A 20610-nucleotide genomic window follows, 5' to 3' on the forward strand; every position below is an offset into this window, starting at 1 on the left:
AATTCGAACCAGTCGAAATATGGACCAGCTCGATACCCTGCGCCTGTTCGTGGCCATCGCCGACCGCGGCAGCCTCTCGGCGGTGGCGCGCGCCTGGGCGCTGTCGCCGTCGACGGTGACGCTGGCGCTGCAGCAGCTCGAGGAACGCCTGGGCGCGCGCCTGGTCGTACGCACCACCCGCCGCCTGTCGCTGACCGCCGAGGGCGAGCGCTTCCTCGGCGACTGCCGGCGCATCCTCGGCCAGCTCGACGACGCGATGCAGGGCCTGGGCGAAGGCGGGCAGCTCAGCGGCGAGATCCGGATCACCGTGACCAACGATTTCGGTCGCGCGCAGCTGGCGCCGCTGCTCGACCGCTTCCTCGCCCTGCATCCCGGGGTGCGCATCGCCCTGGTGCTGACCGATGGCGTCGTCGACCTGGTCGACGGCGGCTACGACATCGGCATCCGCACCGGCCCGCTGCAGGATTCGCGACTGCGCGCGCGGCGCCTGCTCGCCGGTGCGCGCCGGGTCTGCGCGGCACCGGCGTACTGGCGCCGGGCCGGCGTGCCGCGGCATCCGCGCGAGCTGGCCGCGCACAACTGCCTGGTCCTGGACCGCCCCGGCGCACCGCAGTCGAACTGGCGCTTCCAGGAGGCCGGGCGCGAGTTCGCGGTCAAGGTCGGCGGCAACCGCACCGCCAACGACGGCGGGGTGCTGCGGGAGTGGGCGGTCGCGGGCGGCGGCGTGGTGATGAAGGCGGGCTGGGACATCGGCGACGATCTCGCCGCGGGCCGGCTGCAGCCGGTGCTCGACGACTTCCGCATCGACGACATCAACCTCTACGCCGTGCATGCCGCGGGCCAGCGCACCCCGCACCGGGTCGCGGCGCTGATCGAGTTCCTCGCCGCGGCGCTCGAGCCCGCGTCGCCTGCCGGCGGCGGCCCGCTCAGTCGCGCGGATCGTCGCTGACCACCAGCGGCACACCACGGGTAGGATGTTCGAGCACCAGCACCGGCTGCCGGTAGACGCGCTCGATCGTCGACCGGGTCAGCACCTCGCGCGGGCTGCCGTCGGCGGCGACCCGGCCGTCCTGCAGCATGACGATGCGGTCGGCATGGCCTGCGGCGAGGTTGAGGTCGTGCAGCACCACGATCACGCACGCGCCCTCGTCGGCCAGCCGCCGCGCGGTGCGCAGCACCGACTCCTGGTGCTGCAGGTCGAGCGCGGCGGTGGGTTCGTCGAGCAGCAGCACCGGCGTGGTCTGCGCCAGCACGCGCGCGAACGCGGTGCGCGAGGCTTCGCCGCCGGACAGGGTCTGCACGTCGCGGTCGGCGAGATGGACGATATCGGCCGCGGCCAGCGCGTCGTCGACGATGCGGGCATCCTGCGCCGGCTGCGGCGGATGCGGCAGCCGGCCCATCGCCACCACCTCGCGCACGCTGAAGGCGAAGCGCACCGCGTGGTCCTGCGGCAGCACGCCGCGTTCGCGCGCCAGTGCCCTGGCCTTCCAGTCGGACAGGTCCGCGCCGGCCAGGCGCACGCCGCCCGCGGCCGGCACGAGGTCGCCGGCCGCGACCGCCAGCAGCGTCGACTTGCCGGCACCGTTGGGACCGACCAGCGCGGTCAGCGAGCCACGGGCGAAGCGCAGGTCGACGGCATCGAGGATCGCGCGGCCGTCGATGCGCACCGAGACCTGCGACAGCACCAGCACGTCGTCGCCGGCGGCGTCGTGCGGGCGTCCGGCGGCGGTCACAGCGCGCTCCGGTGGCGCCGGCGCAGCACCAGCCACAGGAAGAACGGCGCGCCGAGCGCGGCCGAGAACAGGCCGAGCGGGATTTCCGACGGCGGGTCGAGGCTGCGCGCGGCGGTATCGGCGACCACCACCAGCAGCCCGCCGACGACCGCCGACAGCGGCAGCAGCCAGCGATGCCCCGGGCCGGCCAGCAGGCGCACGAAATGCGGCACGACCAGGCCGACGAAGCCGACCACGCCGGCGAACGCGACCGCCGAGCCGACCAGCAGCGCGCACACCGCGACCAGCATCACCCGCGTGCGGCGCACGTCCAGGCCGATGTGCTGGGCCTGGCGCTCGCCGAGCGCGAGCATGTCCAGTGGCCTGGCCAGCGTCGACAGCAGCGCGGCGCCGACCGCGAACGCCGGCAGCGCGGCCAGCAGGTCGCGCCAGTCGGCCATCGCCAGCGAGCCCATCTGCCAGAACACCAGCGACTGCAGCTCGCTGGCATCGGCGATGTAGGTGAAGAAGCCGATCGCGGCCGAGCAGCCCGCGGCGATCGCGATGCCGACCAGCAGCAGCGTCGCCGTGCCCGAGCCGCGGTCGGGGCGCGCCAGCAGGTAGATCAGCGTGGTGGTCAGCGCGCCGCCGGCGAACGCGGCGACCGGGATGGTCCAGGCGCCGAGCGCGGTCGCGCCGAGCACGATCGCCGCGACCGCGCCGAGCGCGGCGCCGTGGGTCACGCCGACGATGCCCGGGTCGGCCAGCGGGTTGCCGAACAGGCCCTGCAGGCCGGCGCCGGCCATCGCCAGCGACGCGCCGACCAGCACCGCCAGCAATGCGCGCGGCACGCGCAGGTTCCAGACCACCGAGATGTCGCGCTGGCTCAGCGCGCCGGCATCGACCAGGCCGAGCTTGTGCGCGATCACGTGGACCACGTCGCCCGGCGGAATGCGCAGCGGGCCGATGCCGAACGACAGCACGATCACCAGCGCCAGCAGCGCCAGCGCGACGACGAACAGCAAGCCGCCGGGCGGACGGCGCACGACCCCGGAGCGCCGGGCAGCCGCCGCGCGCATCGCGTCGCTCATGCGCCGGGCTGGGCGTCGAGTTCCGCGGCCAGTTCCGCGAGCGCTTCGGCCAGCGCGACCGCGCCGGTGCCGCAGGCGACGCTGGTCATCTTGAGCTGCAGGTCCGGCATCACCCAGACCCGGTTGGCCACGCCCGCCGGCGTCTGCTTCAGCGACGGATACGCCTGCCACAGCCCGGCCTCGCCGCCGAACACGCGCAGGTCGTCCTCGCTGACGAGGATCACCTCCGGCTCGACGGCGACGATGCCCTCGTTGCTGAGCTGCGAGTAGTTGGCCACCTTGGCCTCGTCGCCGACGTTGATGCCGCCGGCCAGGCGGATCACCTCCGCGGCCGCGGTGTCGGCGCCGCCGACCGTCGGCGCGCCGCCGCCGCCGGTGCTCGAGACGTGGATCACCCGCGGCCTGCGCGTGTGCCGCGCGGCGATGCGCGCGGCCTCGTCGAGCTGCGCCTGGACCTGCATGGCCAGTTGCTCGCCCTCGTCGGCGTGGCCGAACGCGGCGGCGATCTTGCGCACCTTCTCCGGCGCGGGCTGCAGTTCGTCGACGATGACCACGGCCTCGCCGGCATCGCGCAGCGGACCGGCCAGCTTGCCGTGGCGGCGCAGGCTGTTGCCGACGAACAGCGTGCCCTCGAGGCTCAGCACGCCCTCGATGCCGGTGGTGCGGTTGAACAGGAAATGGTGGGGCGCGGCGCGCCCGACCGCGGTCACGGTGTTGGTGGGCGCGGCGTAGACCTGCTCGCCGAGGTCCAGCGATTCCATGACCATGATGATGTCGTCGCTGCCCGCGATGGTGCGGCTGGTGTCGGTGACGGTGACCTCGACGCCGTCGTCGGACAGCACCGTCGCCGGCAGGTCCTGCGGCGAGCGCGCGACGCGCGGGACGTCGTCGCCGGCGACCTGGCGCCAGCCGGCCGGCAGGGCGGCTGCGCCGGGCGCGGGCCGCGCGGTGTCGTCGGCTGCGGTCGCGGCATCGTTCGCGGTGGGCGAGCAGGCAGCCAGCAGGGCCGCGGCCAGCAGGGCCGGCAGGCGCAGGGAGGCGGGGAGGCGGAAGGAAGCAGACATCGGCGCAGGGTCCAGGAGAAGGGCGCCGCCCAGCAGGGCGGATGTGCGAAGCAAAGACGCCGGGCGTCTGGCGGCGCCCGGCGTCCCGCGTCGGAAGGCGATTCTAGCAGCCGGCCGGCCGGTGCCATGGGACGCCGGCCGGCACCAACACACGGCCTCAGTCGGTCTTCAGGGTGTAGCGGATCAGCTGGTCGCCGCGCGGGTCCTCGGCCCCGCGCGCCTTGGTGGCCAGGAACACGTGGCCGCGGCCGTCGTCGCGCAGGTGGTTGGGCGCACTGCCGCCGTCGAGGTTGGCGACGATCCGGCCGTCGGCATCGACCACGGTCACGGTGCCGGCGCCGCGGTTGCTGACGAAGGTCAGCTTGACCAGCGGGTCGTAGACCACGTTCAGCGCGCCGTTGCCGACGTAGACGTCGTGCAGGGTCTCGCCGCTGTCCGGATCGACGATCAGCAGGTTGTCGCTGCCCTGCGAGACCACCAGCAGGCGCCCGAGGTCGCTGTCCCAGCCCACGCCGATGGCGCTGGCGGCGTTGGACAGCGGGATCTTCTTCTCGAGCTTGCCGCCGGGGCCGTCGATGATCGCCGCTTCCGACGTCGACAGGCTGACGGTGAACAGGCGGCCGGTGGCCTCGTCGAGCGCGAGGCTGGTCGGGCTGAAGGCCTCGCCGCGGCCGCGGGTCGGGATCTCGATGTCCGGGAGCTGCTCGAGGGTGGCGGCATCGAACACGACGATGCGCGGCTCGCCGACCGGCGAGGCGTAGACGCGGCCGCGCTGGCTGTCGACGACCACGTCGCGGCCGTGCGGCAGCGCGCCCTGCTCGAACTGCTTGACCAGCTGCAGGTCCGAGGCGCGGTAGACGGCGACGCTGTCGTCTCGGGTGTTGGTGACCCAGACGTTGCCGCGGGCGTCGTCGACGCCGACGCCGTAGACCGCGTAGACGCGGTTGTCGTCATGGCCCGGCACCTTGGCCGGGGTGACGCGGGCCAGGATGTCGAGGCTGTCGGCGTCGACCTTGAGCAGCTCGGACTGTGTGACCGGCGGACGGCCGACCGCGGAGGTCACGAACAGCACGTTGTCCTTCGCGCTGTAGGCCGACTGGTACAGGCCGCGGGTGATCGGCCTGGCGAGGATGTCGAAACGGTCGGCGCCCGACAGCGGCACTTCCTTCGAGACCTTGAGGTCGAACACCAGCGCGGCGTCCGGGCCGTCGGCGCGGACGATGATCGGATGGCGGGCGGCGGCGGCATCGGCCGGGATTGCGATCTTCGCCTTGAAGCCGCCTTCGGCGTCGACGGTGTAGGGCTGGGCATTGAGCGCGGTCGCGCCGCGGAACAGGGTCACGCGCTGGCCCGGCCGGAAGCCGCTGCCTTCCAGTTCGATCTCGTTGCCGGGCAGGACGCTGCCCTGCGAGGCCACGCGGACCGCGCCCTTGAAGCCGGTGTCGGGCTGGTTGAAGACCTGCGCCATGGCCAGGCCGGTGACCGCGGTCAGCGCGAGGGTGAGGGCGGCGAGCCGCAGGCGGCGGGAGGACAGCTGTTGCATGACGAACTCCTGGAACGGTGGGATAACCGGCGTTCGGAATGGCCGGAAGGAAAAGTGCCGGACGGCGCGACCGCCCGCATGGGCCGGACTGCCGGGCGGACGGGACGGCCCGCAGCGGTGGCCGGCGCGGACGTCATTGCGGCGCGCCGGGTTCGGTGCCGGGCCGCGGGGTGCCGCTGCGGTCGGCGACGCCGGTGACCTTGTGCAGCGCGTCCATCAGCGAGGCCCGGAACATCGGGCCGTGGGTCAGGCCGTCGAATTCGCGGTATTCCACCGACAGGCCCGGTACCTGCCGCAGGCGTTCGGCCAGGGTGGCCGCCGCGTCCGGCGGCGCGGCGGTGATCCGGCGCAGGTGCTCGACGACGCGCGCGCTGCTGAGGTCGCGGTTGCTGACGTCGCGGGCGCGCTCGCCGCCGCCCAGCGACAGCAACACGCGGGCGCGGCGGCCGGCGTTGTGGGCGATGAAGTACTCCTCCGGTTCGCGCAGCATGCCGCCGTCGCCCCACCACAGCGAGGGACTGCCCGCGGCGTAGGTCTGGAACAGGCCGGCGCGGGTGTAGAGGGTGTGCAGCACGAACAGGCCGGCCAGCGAATGGCCCCACAGCGTCTGCTGCTGCGGATCGAGCGGTGCGCGCTGCACGAGTTCCGGCCGGATCTGGCGTTCGATGACTTCCAGCAGCGCGTCGGCGCCGCCGCCCACGCGCTGCGGGTCGCCGTCCACCGTGCCGCGCAGGTCGGCGGCGAAGGTGTAGTCGCGGGTGCGCGCGGGCGAGTCGATGCGCAGGTCGTTGTCGTAGCCGATGAACACCAGCGCGTGCGGGTCGGGGCGCGTGGCGAGTTCGTCGAGCAGCGCTTCGTCGAACTCGATCAGCGCGCCGTTGCCGTCGAGCATCCAGAACGAGGGCCAGCCGGTTGCCGGCGCATCGCCCGCCGGAATGCCGAGATCGACCCGCCAGGTGCGGGTGCCGTCGGCGCTGGAGACGGTGAAGCGCTCGAACCGGTAGTGCGCATGGGCGCGGTCGGCGACGGTCTCGCCGATCGTCTGCAGCGGATCGCGCTGCTGCGCGGCGGCCGGGGCGGGGACGGCCGCCTGCAGGGCGACCAACAGGCCGGCCGCGACGGCGAGCGTCGCGGCGCGGGTGCGCATGGAGGGCTTGGAATGTCTGGCTGTCATGCGGGAAGTATCGGTGAGATGGATCGGTCGGGTGGGCGGGCTGGATCGGCCGGTCGGATCGGTCAGAAGCCGATGTTCACGGCCACGAAGTACGCGCGGCCCGGTTCGTTGTAAGTGTAGGCGCCGGCGCCCTCGATCTCGTTGGGCGTGCCGAGGTTGACGCCCGAGGCGTTGCCGCGGCGGAAGATCCGCTTGTCCAGCAGGTTGTCGACGCCGAGCACCAGGTTGACGGTATCGGTGATGCGGTAGCGGCCGCTCAGGCCGACCAGCGCGTAGCCGGGCATGCGGTCGGCGGCGCTGCCGCTGACCGGGTCGCCGTGGTAGTCGAACTTCTGCGGCTTCTGCTCGCCGTAGAACGTGGCCTTGGCCAGCAGCGAGAAACGGTCGCCGGCCTGCCAGTCGAGCGAGGTGTTGACGGTGTACTCGGGGATCGTCGACAGGTACTCGCCGGTGCTCTTGTTCTCCGACTCCAGCATCCGGGTGACGTTGGTGTTCCACGCCAGCGCCGGGCTGAAGCGCAGGTTGAGGTTGCCCTCCAGGCCGGCGACCACCGCCTTGGGCACGTTGTCCCAGCGGAACACGTCGTAGCCGTCGTGGGTGGCGACGACGGTGTGGCCGGCGTCGACCTTGTCGCGGTAGTCGTTGTGGAAGTAGGTCAGCCCGGCCTGCAGCCGTTCGCCGGAGAACTGCACGCCCAGCTCCTTGTTGATGCTGGTCTCGGCCTCGAGGTCGGGGTTGCCGACCAGGAAGCACGGGCCGCCGCCGCCCCAGCAGCCGATGCCGGCGCTGTAGAGAGCATAGCCCTCGTTGCCCTGGTAGAGGTTGGGCGCCTTGTAGGCGCGGGCGATGCCGGCCTTGAGTTCCCATTCGGGCGCGAACCGGAACGAGGCGTTGAGCGCCGGGCTCCAGTTGCCGCCGTACCGGTCGTGATGGTCGAAGCGCAGGCCAGGGGTGAGGATCCAGCGTTCGCCGAGGTAGATGTTGTCCTCGACGAAGGCCGACAGCACCCGCGCGTCGGCCCGGCCTTCCCAGGCGAACGGCGGCGTCGGCACGTTGGGCTGCGGGTTGCGGTCCTTCAGCGCGGAGGCATCGTCCTCGAGCCGGCTGTCGACGCCCTCGATGCCGACCGTCAGCACGTGGTCGACGCCGTCGCCCGACAGGGTGCGGCTGAACTCGCCGTGCGCGGTGAGGTTGCGCAGGTCGATGCTGCCGAACCCGCCGCCGACGATGAAGATGCCCTCGGTGCCGCCGGCCAGGCCTTCGAGCAGGCGCTTGTTGCGGGTCTGCTCCAGGGTGACGTAGCTCAGCGACGTGGTGTCGTCGCCGTAGGTGCCGCGGTGGGTCACGTCCCAGGTCTGGCGGTACATCCGGTTGGTCTCGGCGCCGATCCGGTCGAGCACTTCCGGGTTGCGGTTGGTGTTCTGGGTGTCGCCGGCATAGATGTTGCCCTGGCGGCTGAAGCCGGCGCCGACATCGATGCGGTGGCCCGGCGCCACGTCCCACAGCAGCTGGCCGTTGACGGTGCGCCCGCGCACGCCCTCGCGGCCCGCCGGGAAGGAGCCGGCATTGGCGCCGGTGCGCGCCGAGGCGTGGTCGCGGTTGATGTCGTAGTCGTCGGCATCGGCCTTGGACACGTTGCCCGACAGGCGGAACGACAGGCGCTCGCCGAGCGGTCCGCTCATCTGCACGCCGGCGCGCTGGCTGCCACCGTCGACGCCGTGCTGCGGCACCTGGCCGTAGAGGTTCAGCGAGCCGCCGAAGACGTCGGACGGCGGCCGGGTGACGATGTTGACCACGCCGCCGGCGGCGCCGTTGCCGTAGCGTGCCGCGGCCGGGCCGCGCAGCACCTCGATGCGTTCGATCTGCTCGGGCGGCACCCAGCTGGTGTCGCCGCGCGAGTCGCGCTCGCCGCGCCAGCCGTAGCGCACCGAATTGCGGCTGGAGACGGGCTTGCCGTCGACCAGGATCAGGGTGTTTTCCGGGCCCATGCCGCGGATGTCGATCTGGCGGTTGTTGCCGCGCTGGCCGCTGGTGGAGTTGCCGGTCAGGTTGACGCCCGGCAGGGTGCGCAGCAGTTCGGCGATGTCGTTGCGCGACGGCTGGCGCTGGATGTCGTCGGACAGCACGGTCGAGGCGCCCAGCGCCTCGCGCGCGATCTGCTCGGCGGTGACGCGGACGGTATCGAGCGTGCGCGCGTCGTCGACGTCATCCTGCGCCAGCGCGGTGGACGACAGCGACAGGGCGATCGCGGTTGCCAGGGCGCCGGGAAGGCGGATGGCCGGTGGACGGGGACGCGACATGGGAGCTGCTCCGTTGGGGACGACCGCGCATCGGGTGGAAGGCGCCGCTGCAGGGCGACGCCCGCATCCCGCTGCGGCGTGGCGGGGCAGGGTGTCCGGCCCCCGCCCCGCGTTGTGTTGTGGCACCAGGCCGCCCGAAGGGAAACGCCCCCTCCGGCGGCGCCCGTGCCGTCAGAAGTCCAGGTTGAAGCCGACGTTGATGCGCCGCCCGTCCAGGACCACGCCGTAGGCGTCGTTGGTGACCGTGCGGTCGGTGATGTTGTAGAGGCCCGCCTTGACCCGCAGCTGCGGCGTGAGCCGGTAGACCATGCCGAGATCGGCCATCGTGTAGGCGGGCGTGCCCGACGACATCGACGTCCTGCTCAGGAAGTCGCTGGTGCGCCCGCGGTGGTTGCCCTGGGCCCACAGCGTCAGCTGGTCGCCCACCCGCCAGTCCAGGCTCAGGTTGGCCATGTGCCGCGGCATCTTGTTCAGCGGCTCGCCGGTGAACTCGCCGGTCTTCTGCTCCGATTCGGTGAACGTGTAGCTGCTGCTCAGGCGCAGGCCGTCGGTGAGCCAGTAGTCGGCGGAGAACTCCGCGCCCTGGATGGTGGCCCGGTCGATGTTCTTCTGGGTGCTCAGGAACAGGTAGTTGTTGCCGCCGAACGCGCAGGACCAGGTGCTGGGGTCGTCGCGTTCGCCACCGTTGTCGCAGTAGCGGTCCTCGGCGATCTTGTCCTTGTAGCGGGTGTGGAAGGCCATCAGGCTGGTCGTCAGGCCGAGGTCGCGGCTCTCGTAGACGAAGCCGATCTCGTAGTTGACGCTGCTCTCGGGCTTGAGGTCGGCGTTGCCGATGATCAGCGCGCGCGGATGGGGCGCCGGCGATCCGCCGCCGCCGGTGCCGCGACCGAAACCGGGCGTGGCCGACGACAGCGAGGGCTGGCTGTAGCCGGTCGACACGCCGCCCTTGAGGGTGAAGTTGTCGGTGACGCGCCAGTTGCCGTAGACGCGGGGCGAGACGTGGCCGCCGAACAGCTCGTCGTCGTCGTAGCGCAGGCCGGTGGTCAGGCCGAAGTCCTCGTGCAGGCGCCATTCGGCCTCGGCGAACACCGCGCCGATCCAGCGGTCCACGCTGCGGACCGCGCCCGGAATGTCCGAGGTCAGCAGGCCGTTGGTCTCGTCGACGAAGTCCTCCACCTTGTAGCGGGCGCCGAAGGTGTAGATGTTCCGGTCGCCGAAGTAGGTGCCCATCGTGTTGAAGGTCGTCACCTCCTCCTTCTTGGTCTGGGTCTGCACCTTGTCGGAGACGTCCTGCTGCAGGTAGGTGTTGATGCTGAGGTTGCCGTACTGGCCGTCGTGGGTCACGACGTAGACGTCCTTCTCGTAGCGGTAGTAGGTGGCGTCCACCGTCTCGGGCAGGCTGCGGCCGGGCGTGTGCGAGTACTCGGTCCTGGCCTTGTCGTAGCTGAACCCGATGCGGTCCGACTCCCGGGCCTGCCAGGTCAGCCTGGCGCCGATCTTCCTGATCTTCGATTCGGGTTCGCTGGCGTTCGAGTCGGTGGAGTTGACCTGGTGGTCGCTCTCGTCCGTGGTCTGGTAGCCGCCGTTGACCTGCAGGCCGAGCTTGTCGGCGACCAGCGGGCCACCGAGATAGAAGCTGGAGTTGAAGGCGTCGTTGCTGACGTCGTTGCGCGATGCCGTGTAGTCCATGGCGGTGCTGCCGCCCCATTCCCGGGGAGCGACGCGGGTGATGACGTTGACCACGCCGCCCATGGCCTCGGAACCGTACAGCGAGGACATCGGGCCGCGCACCACCTCGATGCGCTCGATCATCGACAGCGGTGGGAGGCCGATCTGCTTGCCGCCGTCGGCGCCATTGGTGTTCACGGCGCGGCCGGCGGAGATCGGGCGGCCGTCCACCAGGTACAGGGTGTAGGCGGGCGACATGCCGCGGATGCTGATGTCCTGCATGTTGCCGCCGCCGGTCACGTAGACGCCGGGGATGTTCTTCACCGCGTCGACGATGCTGCCGTAGGACTGCTTCTCGAGTTCCTCCCGCGAAATCACCGAGATGGATGCCGGGGCGTCGGCGATGGCCTGTTCGAAACCGGCTGCCGAGCGGACGGTGATGGTGTCGAAGTCCCGGGTGGGGGCCTCGCCGTCGGTGGCGGCCAGGGCAGGCAGGGAGAAGGCCAGCGGCAACACCGCAACCAGCGGCTTGAGGCGGAAAGCGCGAGAGGTGGTCATGGATTCGGTCGTCGTGAGGAAGAAGCCGGGAAGGGAACCCGGTGCCAGATGTGTGATTGGCGCGTGAAATCGGCCGCGTCCGACGCGGTTCGTTAATGATAAGTTTAATGCGAACGATTATCAATAAGAACTTGTAACGTTCCGTTCCATTGCTGCTGCGGGTAGGCGCCGGACCGCGGCCGGCAATACTGAATGAGACTTGATATCATTTGAAGGTGCGCCGCGCTGCCGGGACTTCCGTTGTCGCGGCCGGTCAACCCGCGCCGCCTTTCCACGTTGTCCGCCGGCATTGGCCGCTGGCCGATCGAGTACCCCGCCGCATGTCCGCCATCCCATCCTCGCGTCCCCTTGTGCCGGGCCTGTCCGCGCTGGTGTTGACCGCGCTGGCGGGGACGATGGCGATGATGGCGTTCGTGGCGGTGATCGGTCCGGTGGTCCGCCTGCTGGGACTGGCCGAGTGGCACGCCGGGCTGTCGGTGACCGCGGCCGGTGTCCTGTGGATGCTGGCCGCGCGGCGCTGGGGTGTGCTCAGCGACCGGATCGGCCGCCGCCGCGTGCTGCTGATCGCGCTGGCGGCCTATACGCTGATCTACGTGGCGATGGCCCTGTTCGTCGATGCCGCGCTGCGGCATCCGCCGGCGGTCCTGCTGTCGGTCGCGGTGCTGGTCGGCACGCGCGCCCTGGTCGGCCTGTTCTACGCGGCGGTGCCGCCGACCGCGGCGGCGCTGGTCGCCGATGCGGTGCCGCCCGGGCAGCGCGGGGGCGTGATGGCCCGGCTCGGCAGCGCCAACGCGGTCGGCATGGTGGTGGGCCCGGCCGCGGCCGGCTGGATCGCCCGTCACGACCTGGCGCTGGCGCTGTACGCCGCCGCGGCATTGCCGTTGCTGGCGCTGCTGGTGGTGTGGCGCTGGTTGCCGGCCGGCGAGCCCGCACCGACCGGCCCGCAGCGGCCGAAGGCGCGGATGCGGGTGTTCGACCCGCGGCTGCGCCTGCCGGTCTACGCGGTGTTCGCGGCGATGGTGTCGGTATCGATCGCCCAGGTCGTGGTCGGCTTCTTCGCGATCGACCGGCTGGGCCTGTCCCCGGCCGAGGGCGCGCGCGTCGCCGGGCTCTCGCTGACCGCGGTCGGCGTGGGGCTGATGCTGTCGCAGGCGCTGGTGATGCGGCTCAGGGCGGTGTCGCCGGTCCGCTGGATCGCGCTCGGCGCGCTGGTGTCGGCGGTCGGCTTCGCCTCGTCGGCGCTGGTCGCGGTGCAGTGGCAGTTGCTGCTGGCCTATGGCGTGGCGGCGTTCGGCATGGGTTTCGTGTTCCCCTCGTTCCAGGCGCTGGCGGCCGATTCGGTCGAATCGCATGAGCAGGGCGCGGCCGCCGGCACGGTGGCTTCGGTGCAGGGCATGGGCATGGTGGTGGGGCCGTTGCTGGGCACGCTGCTGTACCGCGGGTCGCCGAGCGCGCCGTACCTGCTGGTCGGGTTGGTGCTGCTGGTGCTGTCGGTCGCGGCGGCGCTGCATCGGCCGGAGCCCACGCGATGAACGAGGCACTGGCCAGGTGCGACGACGCGCCGTCGCTGGAGACCGGTTTCGCCGCGCTCGCCCGGTTCCGCCTGCGCGCACCGACCCGCGTCCTGGACGCCGAAGGCTGTCTGGCGCGCCTGCCGCCGGGCCCGGCGGCGACCCTGGGCGCGCGCGTCGACGGGTTCTTCGCGCGGCCCATCGACGGGCCGGCGCTGCTGGTCGGCGCGTTGCCGTTCGATCCCCATCGGGACGACGCGCTGTTCCAGCCGGCCCGGCTGGGCGCCGCCGTGACCGCGACGGCGCCGCTGCCGGTCCTGGCGGGCGATGCGGTGCCCGAGCCGGATGCGCAGGCCTATGCCGATGCCGTCGCGCACTGCGTGGCGCGGCTGCAGGCGGCCGGCGACGACGCGCGGGCGCTGCGCAAGCTGGTGCTCGCACGCAGCCTGCGGGTCGACGCGGCCGCGGCGATCGACCCGTTCGCGCTGGCCGTGCGGCTGGGCGTCGATCCGAGCGTCAGTACCTTCGTCGCGCCGCTGCCGGTCGCGTCCGGCGACGCGCCGGCGTGGCTGGTCGGGGCGACGCCGGAACTGCTGGTGTCGCGGCGGGGCGCGGCGGTGGCCTCGCATCCGCTGGCTGGCTCGGCGCGTCGCCTGCGGGATGCCGGTGCCGATGCGCGCGCGGCCGAGGCGCTGCAGGCCTCGCGCAAGGACCACGACGAGCACCGGCTCGTGGTCGAGGCGATCCTCGACGGCCTCGCGCCGCTGTGCAGCCGCTTGCAGGCGCCGCGGACACCGTCGCTGCATGCCACCGCGACGATGTGGCACCTGGGCACCCGGATCGAGGGGACGCTGAAGGATCCCGCGGTGTCGGCGGCGACGCTGGCCGGCCTGCTGCATCCCACGCCCGCGGTCTGCGGGACGCCGCGCGACGCGGCGCTGGCGGCGATCCGGGCGCTGGAACCGGTGGACCGCGGGTTCTACGCCGGCGCAGTGGGCTGGGCCGATGCCGCGGGCGACGGCGACTGGTACGTGTCGATCCGCTGCGCGCACGTGCAGGGCCCGGCGATGCGCCTGTTCGCGGGTGCGGGTATCGTGGCCGGCTCGCAGCCGGCGCTCGAGGTCGACGAGACCGCCGCCAAATTCCGCGCGCTGCTCGATGCGCTGGGCATCGACGATGTGCGCGCCGTCTGACGCAACCGAGGATCGAATGCGCAACCCCCCGACACCACCGCGCCTGCCGCTGCGTCAGGTCTGGCCCGCCGATTTCGTCGCGCGCTACCGCGCCGCGGGCTACTGGCGCGGCGAGACCTTTCCCGGCTTCCTGCGCGACCGCGCGCTGCGTTTCGCCGACGACGTCGCGGTCGTCGGCGGCGACACCCGCTGGACGTATGCGCAGCTGTGGGCCGAGTCCGAACGCATCGCCGCCGGATTCCTCGCCAGCGGCCTGGCGCCGGGCGACCGCGTGGTCGTGCAACTGGGCAACATCCCCGGGTTCATCGCCGTGGTCTGCGGCCTGTTCCGCGCGCAGCTGGTGCCGGTCTACGCCCTGCCGGCGCACCGCATCACCGAGGTCGCGCACTTCGCGCGCAAGGCCGAGGCCGGCGCCTACGTCGTCGCCGAGCGCGACGGCGGCTTCGACTACCGCACGCTGGCGCGCGAACTGCAGGCGCAAGTGCCGGCGGTGGCGCGCGTGTTCGTGATCGGCGACGCGCAGGAGTTCGTCGCGGTGGACGCGCTCGACGGCGACCGCGACGCGCTGCCCGGCGATCCCGACCCGCAGTCGGTCGCGTTCCTGCAGATCTCCGGCGGCAGCACCGGCCTGTCGAAGCTGATCCCGCGCACCCACGACGACTACATCTACAGTTTCCGCGCCAGCAACGACATCTGCGGCATCGCCCGGGACAGCGTCTACCTGGTCGCGCTGCCGGCCGCGCACAATTTCCCGATGAGCTCGCCCGGTTTCTTCGGCGCGCTCTACGCCGGCGCGCGCGTGGTGCTGAGCCCCGGTCCCGGCCCCGATGCCGCGTTCCCGCTGATCGCGCGCGAAGGCGTCACCTGCGTCGGCCTGGTGCCGCCGCTGGCGCTGCTGTGGGCCGATGCCGCGGCGAAGACCGCGTTCGATCTGTCCAGCCTGCGGGTCGTGCAGGTCGGCGGCGCCAAGCTCGTCCCGGAAGCGGCGCGGCGCGTCGTCGCCGGTCTCGGCTGCACGCTGCAGCAGGTCTTCGGCATGGCCGAGGGACTGGTCAACTACACCCGGCTCGACGACCCCGACGAGCTCGTGCTGACCACCCAGGGGCGGCCGATCAGTCCGGATGACGAGGTGCTGGTGGTCGACGACCACGGCACGCCGGTCGCCGACGGCGAGACCGGCCATCTGCTGACGCGTGGGCCATACACGATCCGCGGCTACCACAACGACGACGCGGCCAATGCGCGCGCGTTCACCGACGACGGCTACTACCGCACCGGCGACATGGTCCAGCGCGTCGCGGGCGGCTACCTGGTCGTGCAGGGCCGCGCGACCGACCACATCAACCGCGCCGGCGAGAAGATCTCGGCCGAGGAGATCGAGGACCACCTGCTGGCGCATCCGCAGGTGTTCGACGCGGCGGTGGTATCGATTCCCGACGCGTTCCTCGGCGAGCGCAGCTGCGCGTTCGTGATCCCCGGCGACGCCAAACCGCGCCCGGCCGAGCTCAAGGCCTGGGTACGCGGCCGCGGCCTGGCCGCGTTCAAGGTGCCGGACCAGATCGTGTTCGTCGACGCCTTCGGCACCACGGCCGTGGGCAAGGTCAGCCGGCGCGAACTGCGCGCGCAGTTGCGGGCGGGGTTTCTCGCCGAACAGGAAGGTTCTTGATGTCGGCGCTTGCAGAAAGTCCCGACCGTCATCCCCGCGAAGGCGGAATGACGGTGGACAGGGAATGCACGCTGCGCGTGCAGTCACGATAGACGACACATGACCAACGAGTAGACATGGGCCTTCCCCGCATCATCCCGTACCCATTGCCCACCGCCGCCGACCTGCCGGCGGCGCGCGGGCCGTGGCTGCCCGAGACCGGCCGCATCGCGCTGCTGGTCCACGACATGCAGCACTATTTCCTGGCCGCCTACGCGGCCGACGCGGCGCCACTGGCGCCGGCCATCGGCAACCTCGCGCGGCTGCTCGCGCATGCCCGCGCCCGCGGCATCCCGGTGTTCTACACCGCGCAGCGCGGCGACCAGGACCGCCGCGACCGCGGCCTGCAGGCCGACCTGTGGGGGCCGGGCATGCGCGCGCGCGCCGAACACGAGGCGATCGCCGATGCGCTGGCGCCGGCCGACGGCGACCACGTGCTGGTCAAGCACCGCTACAGCGCGTTCCAGCGCAGCAACCTGGAGCGGATGATGCGCGCGCGCGGCCGCGACCAGTTGCTGTTGACCGGCGTGTACGCGCACATCGGCGTGCTGTCGACCGCCACCGACGCCTTCCAGCGCGACATCGAGACCTTCGTCGCCGCCGATGCGGTGGCCGATTTCTCGCGCGCCGACCACGACCTCGCCCTGCACTGGATCGCACGCACCTGCGGCGTGCCGATGACCACCGACCGCCTGCTGGAGATACTGCAATGACCACCGACCGGACCGCGCCGCTGACGCTCGAGCGCATGCGCGCCGACATCGCCGGACTGCTGGGCGAGGCGCCCGGGGATGTCGGCGACGACGACGACCTGATGGATCTCGGCCTGGATTCGATGCGCGTGCTGGGGCTGGTCATGGCCTGGGGCGAGCACGGCATCCCGCTGGAGTTCTCGCACCTGGCCGAGCACACCACGTTGGCCGGCTGGTGGCGCGTGGTGCAGGACCTGCAGCGCGGCGAAGCGGACGCCTGATGCGCCAGGATGCCGCCATGCCCGCGATGCCGGTGCCCGATGCCGTCCCGTCCGGCCGGGCATCCGGCCCGGCGCCCGACCGGCCGCTGACCGAGGCCCAGTCCGGCCTGTGGTACGCGCAGCGGCTGGCGCCGGACAACCCGGCGTTCAATACCGCGCACGCGCTGTGGATCGACGGCGCGCTGGATGTGGCCTCGTTCGTGCGCGCGGCCGACCGGACCGCCGCCGAGGCGCCCGCGCTGGCGTTGCGGATGCGCGACGGCCCTGACGGGCCTCGCCAGCACGTCGATCCGGCGCGCGTGCCGCGGCTCGACGTGGTCGACCTGTCGGCCGAGCCGGATCCCGCGGCGGCCGCACGCGCGGCGATGCTGCGCGACCGCGATACGCCGGTCGATCCGACCCGCGACCGGCTCGCGCAGCAGTGCCTGTACGTGCTCGGCGGCGACCGCTTCGTCTGGTACCTGCGCGTGCACCACCTGGCGGCCGACGGCTACGGCATGGCGCTGCTGACCGAACGCGCCTGCGCCCTGTATTCCAGCGGGCGCGCCGGCGCCGCGTGCGACGCCGGACATGGCGGCCCCGTGGCGGGCGCGGCGTTCGCGCCGCTCGAAGGCGTCCTTGCCGAGGACGCGGCCTATGCCGCATCGGAGAAGCGCGACAAGGATGCGGCCTACTGGCACGCAACGCTGGCCGGCATGCCGGCGGTGTCCGGCCTCGGCGCCGGTTTCGCGCCGGCCGCGCACGGCTGCCATCGCCTGTCGGTCGCGCTCGATGCCGGGCTGCGCCAGCGCCTGCTCGATCTCGCGCAGCAGTTGCAGCAGCCCTGGCCCGACGTGCTGACCGCACTGACCGCCGCCTACTGCCAGCGCATGTCCGGCCAGGCCGAGGCCGTCATCGGCGTCCCCTTCATGGGCCGGCTCGGCAGCGCCTCGGCGCGGGTGCCGGCGATGGTGATGAACGTGCTGCCGCTGCGGGTGCCGGCGATGCCGGATGCATCGCTGGCCGGGTTCGTACAGGCGATCGCGCGCGCGCTGGTGCGCGGGCGCCGCCATGGCCGCTACCGCGGCGAGCAGCTGCGCCGCGACCTCGGCCTGATCGGCGGACAGCGCCGGCTGTACGGGCCGCTGGTCAACGTGCAGCCGTTCTACCGGCCGCCGCGGCTCGAAGGCGCGCATGTGCGGCTGGAGATCCTCGGCACCGGGCCGATCGACGACGTGACGATCGGTTTCCGCGGCGACGGCACGCATGCGCTGGACCTCGAGCTCGAGGCCAATCCCGATCTCTACAGCGCCGACGACATCGCCGCGCATGCCGCGCGCCTGCAGGCGTTCCTTGCCGCGGCCTGCGACGTGGCGCCGGTCGATGCGGCGCCGATCGACGACGTGCCGCTGGCCAGTCCCGACGAGGTGCAGCGCTGGCTGTTCGACGTCAACGCGACCGCGCACGCGCTGCCCGACACCACGCTGGCGGCACTGATCGAGTCGGCGATGACCGCCACGCCGGATGCGCCGGCGGTCGAGTTCGACGGCGAGGTGCTGTCGTACGCGGACCTCGACCGGCGCACGCGCGCGCTGGCGCGCGCGCTGCGCGCGCGCGGCGTCGGCCGCGACGTGCCGGTCGCGGTGGCGCTGCCGCGCTCGCTGGCGCTGGTGGTCGCGCTGGTCGCGGTGCTGCGCGCCGGGGGCGCCTACCTGCCGCTGGATCTCGCGCATCCGCCGGAGCGGCTGGCGCGCATCCTGCATTCCGCGCGGCCGGCCTGCGTGCTGGCGCATGCGGACACCGCGGCGCTGTGGCCGGACGACGTGCCGCTGCTGGCGACCGATGCGTGGCCGGGCGCCGCCGATACGGACGACGGATTCCTGCCCGCGGCCGACATCCGTCCCGGCGACGCGGCCTACGTCATCTACACCTCCGGCTCGACCGGCGAGCCGAAGGGCGTGCTGATCGAGCACCGCGCGATCGTCAACCGCCTCGAATGGATGCGCACGCACTATCGGATCGACGCGTCCGACCGCATCCTGCAGAAGACCCCGGCGACGTTCGACGTCTCGGTCTGGGAGTTCTTCCTGCCGCTGCTGGCCGGCGCGACGCTGGTGGTCGCGCCGCCCGACGCGCACCGCGACCCGGTCGCGATCGCACGGCTGGTCCGCACCCGCGGCATTACCACGCTGCACTTCGTGCCGTCGATGCTGGCCGCGTTCCTGGCCGTGCCGGAGGCCCGCGGGCTCTCGATCCGCCGCGTGTTCTGCAGCGGCGAGGCGCTGGAGGCCGAACTGCGCGACCGCTTCCACGCGACGCTGCATGCGCAGTTGCACAACCTCTACGGCCCGACCGAGGCCGCGGTCGACGTCAGCTTCTGGCCGGCCGGCCCCGACGACCGTTCGCAGCCGGTGCCGATCGGCTTCCCGGTATGGAACACCCGTCTGTACGTGCTCGATGCGCGCATGCGCCCGCTGCCGGCCGGCGTCGCCGGCGACCTGTACCTCGGCGGCGTGCAGCTGGCGCGCGGGTACGTCGGTCGCGACGACCTCACCGCCGAGCGCTTCCTCGCCGATCCGCACGTGCCCGGCGCGCGCATCTACCGCACCGGCGACCTCGCGCGCTGGCGCGACGACGGCGCGCTCGAGTTCCTTGGCCGCAGCGACCACCAGGTCAAGCTGCGCGGGTTGCGCATCGAGCTGGGCGAGATCGAGGCCGCGATGCTGGCCAGCGGGCAGGCGACGCAGGCGGCGGTCATCGTCCGCGAGGACCGCGCCGGCGATCGCCGCCTGGTCGGCTACCTGCAGCCGGCCATGGGCTTCGACACCGCGACCCTGCGCACGCGGCTGGCCGCGCAACTGCCGGACTACATGGTGCCGGCCGCGTTCGTCGCGCTCGACGACTGGCCGGTCACCGCCAACGGCAAGCTCGATCGCAACGCACTGCCGGCGCCGCATTTCGACGCCGGCAGCGTCGCCCCGCCGCGCACCGCGACCGAGCGCGCCGTCGCCACGCTGTTCGGCGAGGCGCTGGGGATCGCCGATGTCGGCGCCGACGCGGATTTCTTCGCCCTCGGCGGCGACTCGCTGTCGGCGGTGCACCTGCTGCTGGCGATCCAGCAGCGCTTCGGCCGCGATCCCGGGCTCGGCGCGCTGTTCGCCGCGCCGACGGTCGCCGCGCTCGCCGCGCGGCTCGATGCAGCCGGCGCCGACGCGCCGGACCATGGCCTGGCGCCGACCATCGTGCTTGCACGCGGCGACGCGGCCGCGCCGCCGCGCGACCCGCTGTTCGTCGTGCACCCGGCCGGCGGCATCGCCTGGTGCTACCGCGACCTCGCGCGCGCGCTGGTGCCGCGGCGCGAGGTGATCGGCCTGCAGTCGCCGGCGCTGGACCTGGCGCAGCCGCTGCCCGGCAGCATCGATGCCCTGGCCGACGACTACGCGCACCGCGTCGCCGCGCTGCATCCGCACGGCCCCGTGCACCTGCTCGGCTGGTCGGTCGGCGGCATCATCGCCCAGGCCATGGCCGTGCGCCTGCGGGCGATGGGACGGCGGGTCGGCGTGCTGGCGCTGCTGGATGCGTATCCGGCCGAGTGCTGGCGCGCCGAGCCGGAGCCCGATGCCGTCGCCGCGCTGCGCGCGCTGCTGGCGATCGCCGGCTACGACCCGGATGCGCATCCGGAACTGGATACGCGCGCGGCGATCGTCGGCTTCCTGCGCCGCGGCGACAGCGCGCTCGGCAACCTGCCGGATGCCGTGCTCGACGGCGTGGTCCGCGCGGTCACCGACACCAACCGGCTGGTGCGCCTGCATCGCCATGCGCACTACGACGGCACGCTGCTGCACATCCGCGCCGGCCGCGACCACGCCGACCGCCCGCAGCTGCAGTCCGCGCTGTGGCAGCCGCATGCGGCCCGGGTCGAGTCGGCCGAGCTGCCGTTCCTGCACGCCGAACTCACCGGCCGCGACGCGACCGCGCAGGTCGCGCCGCTGCTTGATGCGCGGCTGGCGGCGTTCGATCAGGCTGCAGTCGGCCGGCCGGCAGTCCGCCAGCCGGCGCCGGCGCTTTGTCCCCCTCTCCCGCATGCGGGAGAAGGGCAGGGGTGAGGGCGCCTCCGCCTTCGCCGAACCCACCGCAAC

The 20610-nt window shown here is 72.7% G+C and carries 14 protein-coding genes; 7 read left to right on the plus strand and 7 right to left on the minus strand.

Annotated features, from left to right (window positions below):
- Positions 1-19: 19 nt before the first annotated feature.
- Positions 20-949, plus strand: a complete 930-nt coding sequence (locus tag LDO26_RS08690; protein ID WP_232130697.1) for a LysR family transcriptional regulator — start codon at positions 20-22, stop codon at positions 947-949.
- On the opposite strand, the gene LDO26_RS08695 is transcribed toward LDO26_RS08690, so the two are convergent.
- The 7 genes from LDO26_RS08695 to LDO26_RS08725 all read right to left on the minus strand — a co-directional run bounded on the left by LDO26_RS08695 (position 927) and on the right by LDO26_RS08725 (position 11110).
- On the minus strand, positions 927-1733 hold the full coding sequence (locus LDO26_RS08695) for a heme ABC transporter ATP-binding protein (protein ID WP_232130698.1): 807 nt from the start codon (positions 1731-1733) through the stop codon (positions 927-929). The genes LDO26_RS08690 and LDO26_RS08695 overlap by 23 nt on opposite strands.
- On the minus strand, positions 1730-2791 hold the full coding sequence (locus LDO26_RS08700) for a FecCD family ABC transporter permease (RefSeq protein WP_232130798.1): 1062 nt from the start codon (positions 2789-2791) through the stop codon (positions 1730-1732). The genes LDO26_RS08695 and LDO26_RS08700 overlap by 4 nt, the downstream gene beginning before the upstream one ends.
- 8 nt (positions 2792-2799) lie before the next feature.
- Positions 2800-3867: a heme/hemin ABC transporter substrate-binding protein gene (locus tag LDO26_RS08705; RefSeq protein WP_232130699.1), complete on the minus strand. Its 1068-nt coding sequence runs from the start codon at positions 3865-3867 to the stop codon at positions 2800-2802.
- A 157-nt stretch (positions 3868-4024) separates the two neighbouring features.
- Positions 4025-5410, minus strand: a complete 1386-nt coding sequence (locus LDO26_RS08710; RefSeq protein ID WP_232130700.1) for a YncE family protein — start codon at positions 5408-5410, stop codon at positions 4025-4027.
- A 133-nt stretch (positions 5411-5543) separates the two neighbouring features.
- A complete protein-coding gene (locus tag LDO26_RS08715; RefSeq protein WP_232130701.1) occupies positions 5544-6557 on the minus strand; it encodes an alpha/beta hydrolase in 1014 nt (337 codons plus the stop codon).
- 89 nt (positions 6558-6646) lie between these two features.
- Complete coding sequence (locus LDO26_RS08720; RefSeq protein ID WP_232130702.1) at positions 6647-8884, minus strand: FepA family TonB-dependent siderophore receptor; 2238 nt, start codon at positions 8882-8884, stop codon at positions 6647-6649.
- Positions 8885-9055: 171 nt separating this feature from the next.
- Positions 9056-11110: a TonB-dependent receptor domain-containing protein gene (locus LDO26_RS08725; protein ID WP_232130703.1), complete on the minus strand. Its 2055-nt coding sequence runs from the start codon at positions 11108-11110 to the stop codon at positions 9056-9058.
- A 320-nt stretch (positions 11111-11430) separates the two neighbouring features.
- On the opposite strand from LDO26_RS08725, the gene LDO26_RS08730 reads away from it, so the two are divergent.
- From LDO26_RS08730 to LDO26_RS08755, 6 genes are all read left to right on the plus strand, one after another.
- Positions 11431-12642, plus strand: a complete 1212-nt coding sequence (locus LDO26_RS08730) for an MFS transporter (RefSeq protein ID WP_232130704.1) — start codon at positions 11431-11433, stop codon at positions 12640-12642.
- Positions 12639-13814: an isochorismate synthase gene (locus LDO26_RS08735; RefSeq protein ID WP_232130705.1), complete on the plus strand. Its 1176-nt coding sequence runs from the start codon at positions 12639-12641 to the stop codon at positions 13812-13814. The genes LDO26_RS08730 and LDO26_RS08735 overlap by 4 nt, the downstream gene beginning before the upstream one ends.
- Positions 13815-13830: 16 nt before the next feature.
- Complete coding sequence (locus LDO26_RS08740; RefSeq protein ID WP_232130706.1) at positions 13831-15480, plus strand: (2,3-dihydroxybenzoyl)adenylate synthase; 1650 nt, start codon at positions 13831-13833, stop codon at positions 15478-15480.
- Positions 15481-15596: 116 nt separating this feature from the next.
- Entirely contained in the window at positions 15597-16232 is a 636-nt protein-coding gene (locus tag LDO26_RS08745) for an isochorismatase family protein (RefSeq protein WP_232130707.1), read from the plus strand.
- Entirely contained in the window at positions 16229-16492 is a 264-nt protein-coding gene (locus tag LDO26_RS08750; RefSeq protein WP_232130708.1) for a phosphopantetheine-binding protein, read from the plus strand. The genes LDO26_RS08745 and LDO26_RS08750 overlap by 4 nt, the downstream gene beginning before the upstream one ends.
- 26 nt (positions 16493-16518) lie before the next feature.
- Positions 16519-20577 (plus strand): non-ribosomal peptide synthetase, encoded by a 4059-nt coding sequence (locus LDO26_RS08755; RefSeq protein ID WP_343226168.1) that lies wholly within the window; start codon positions 16519-16521, stop codon positions 20575-20577.
- The last annotated feature ends 33 nt before the right edge of the window (positions 20578-20610 follow it).

The organism is Proluteimonas luteida (genome assembly GCF_021191695.1).
Taxonomy (GTDB): domain Bacteria; phylum Pseudomonadota; class Gammaproteobacteria; order Xanthomonadales; family Xanthomonadaceae; genus Luteimonas; species Luteimonas luteida.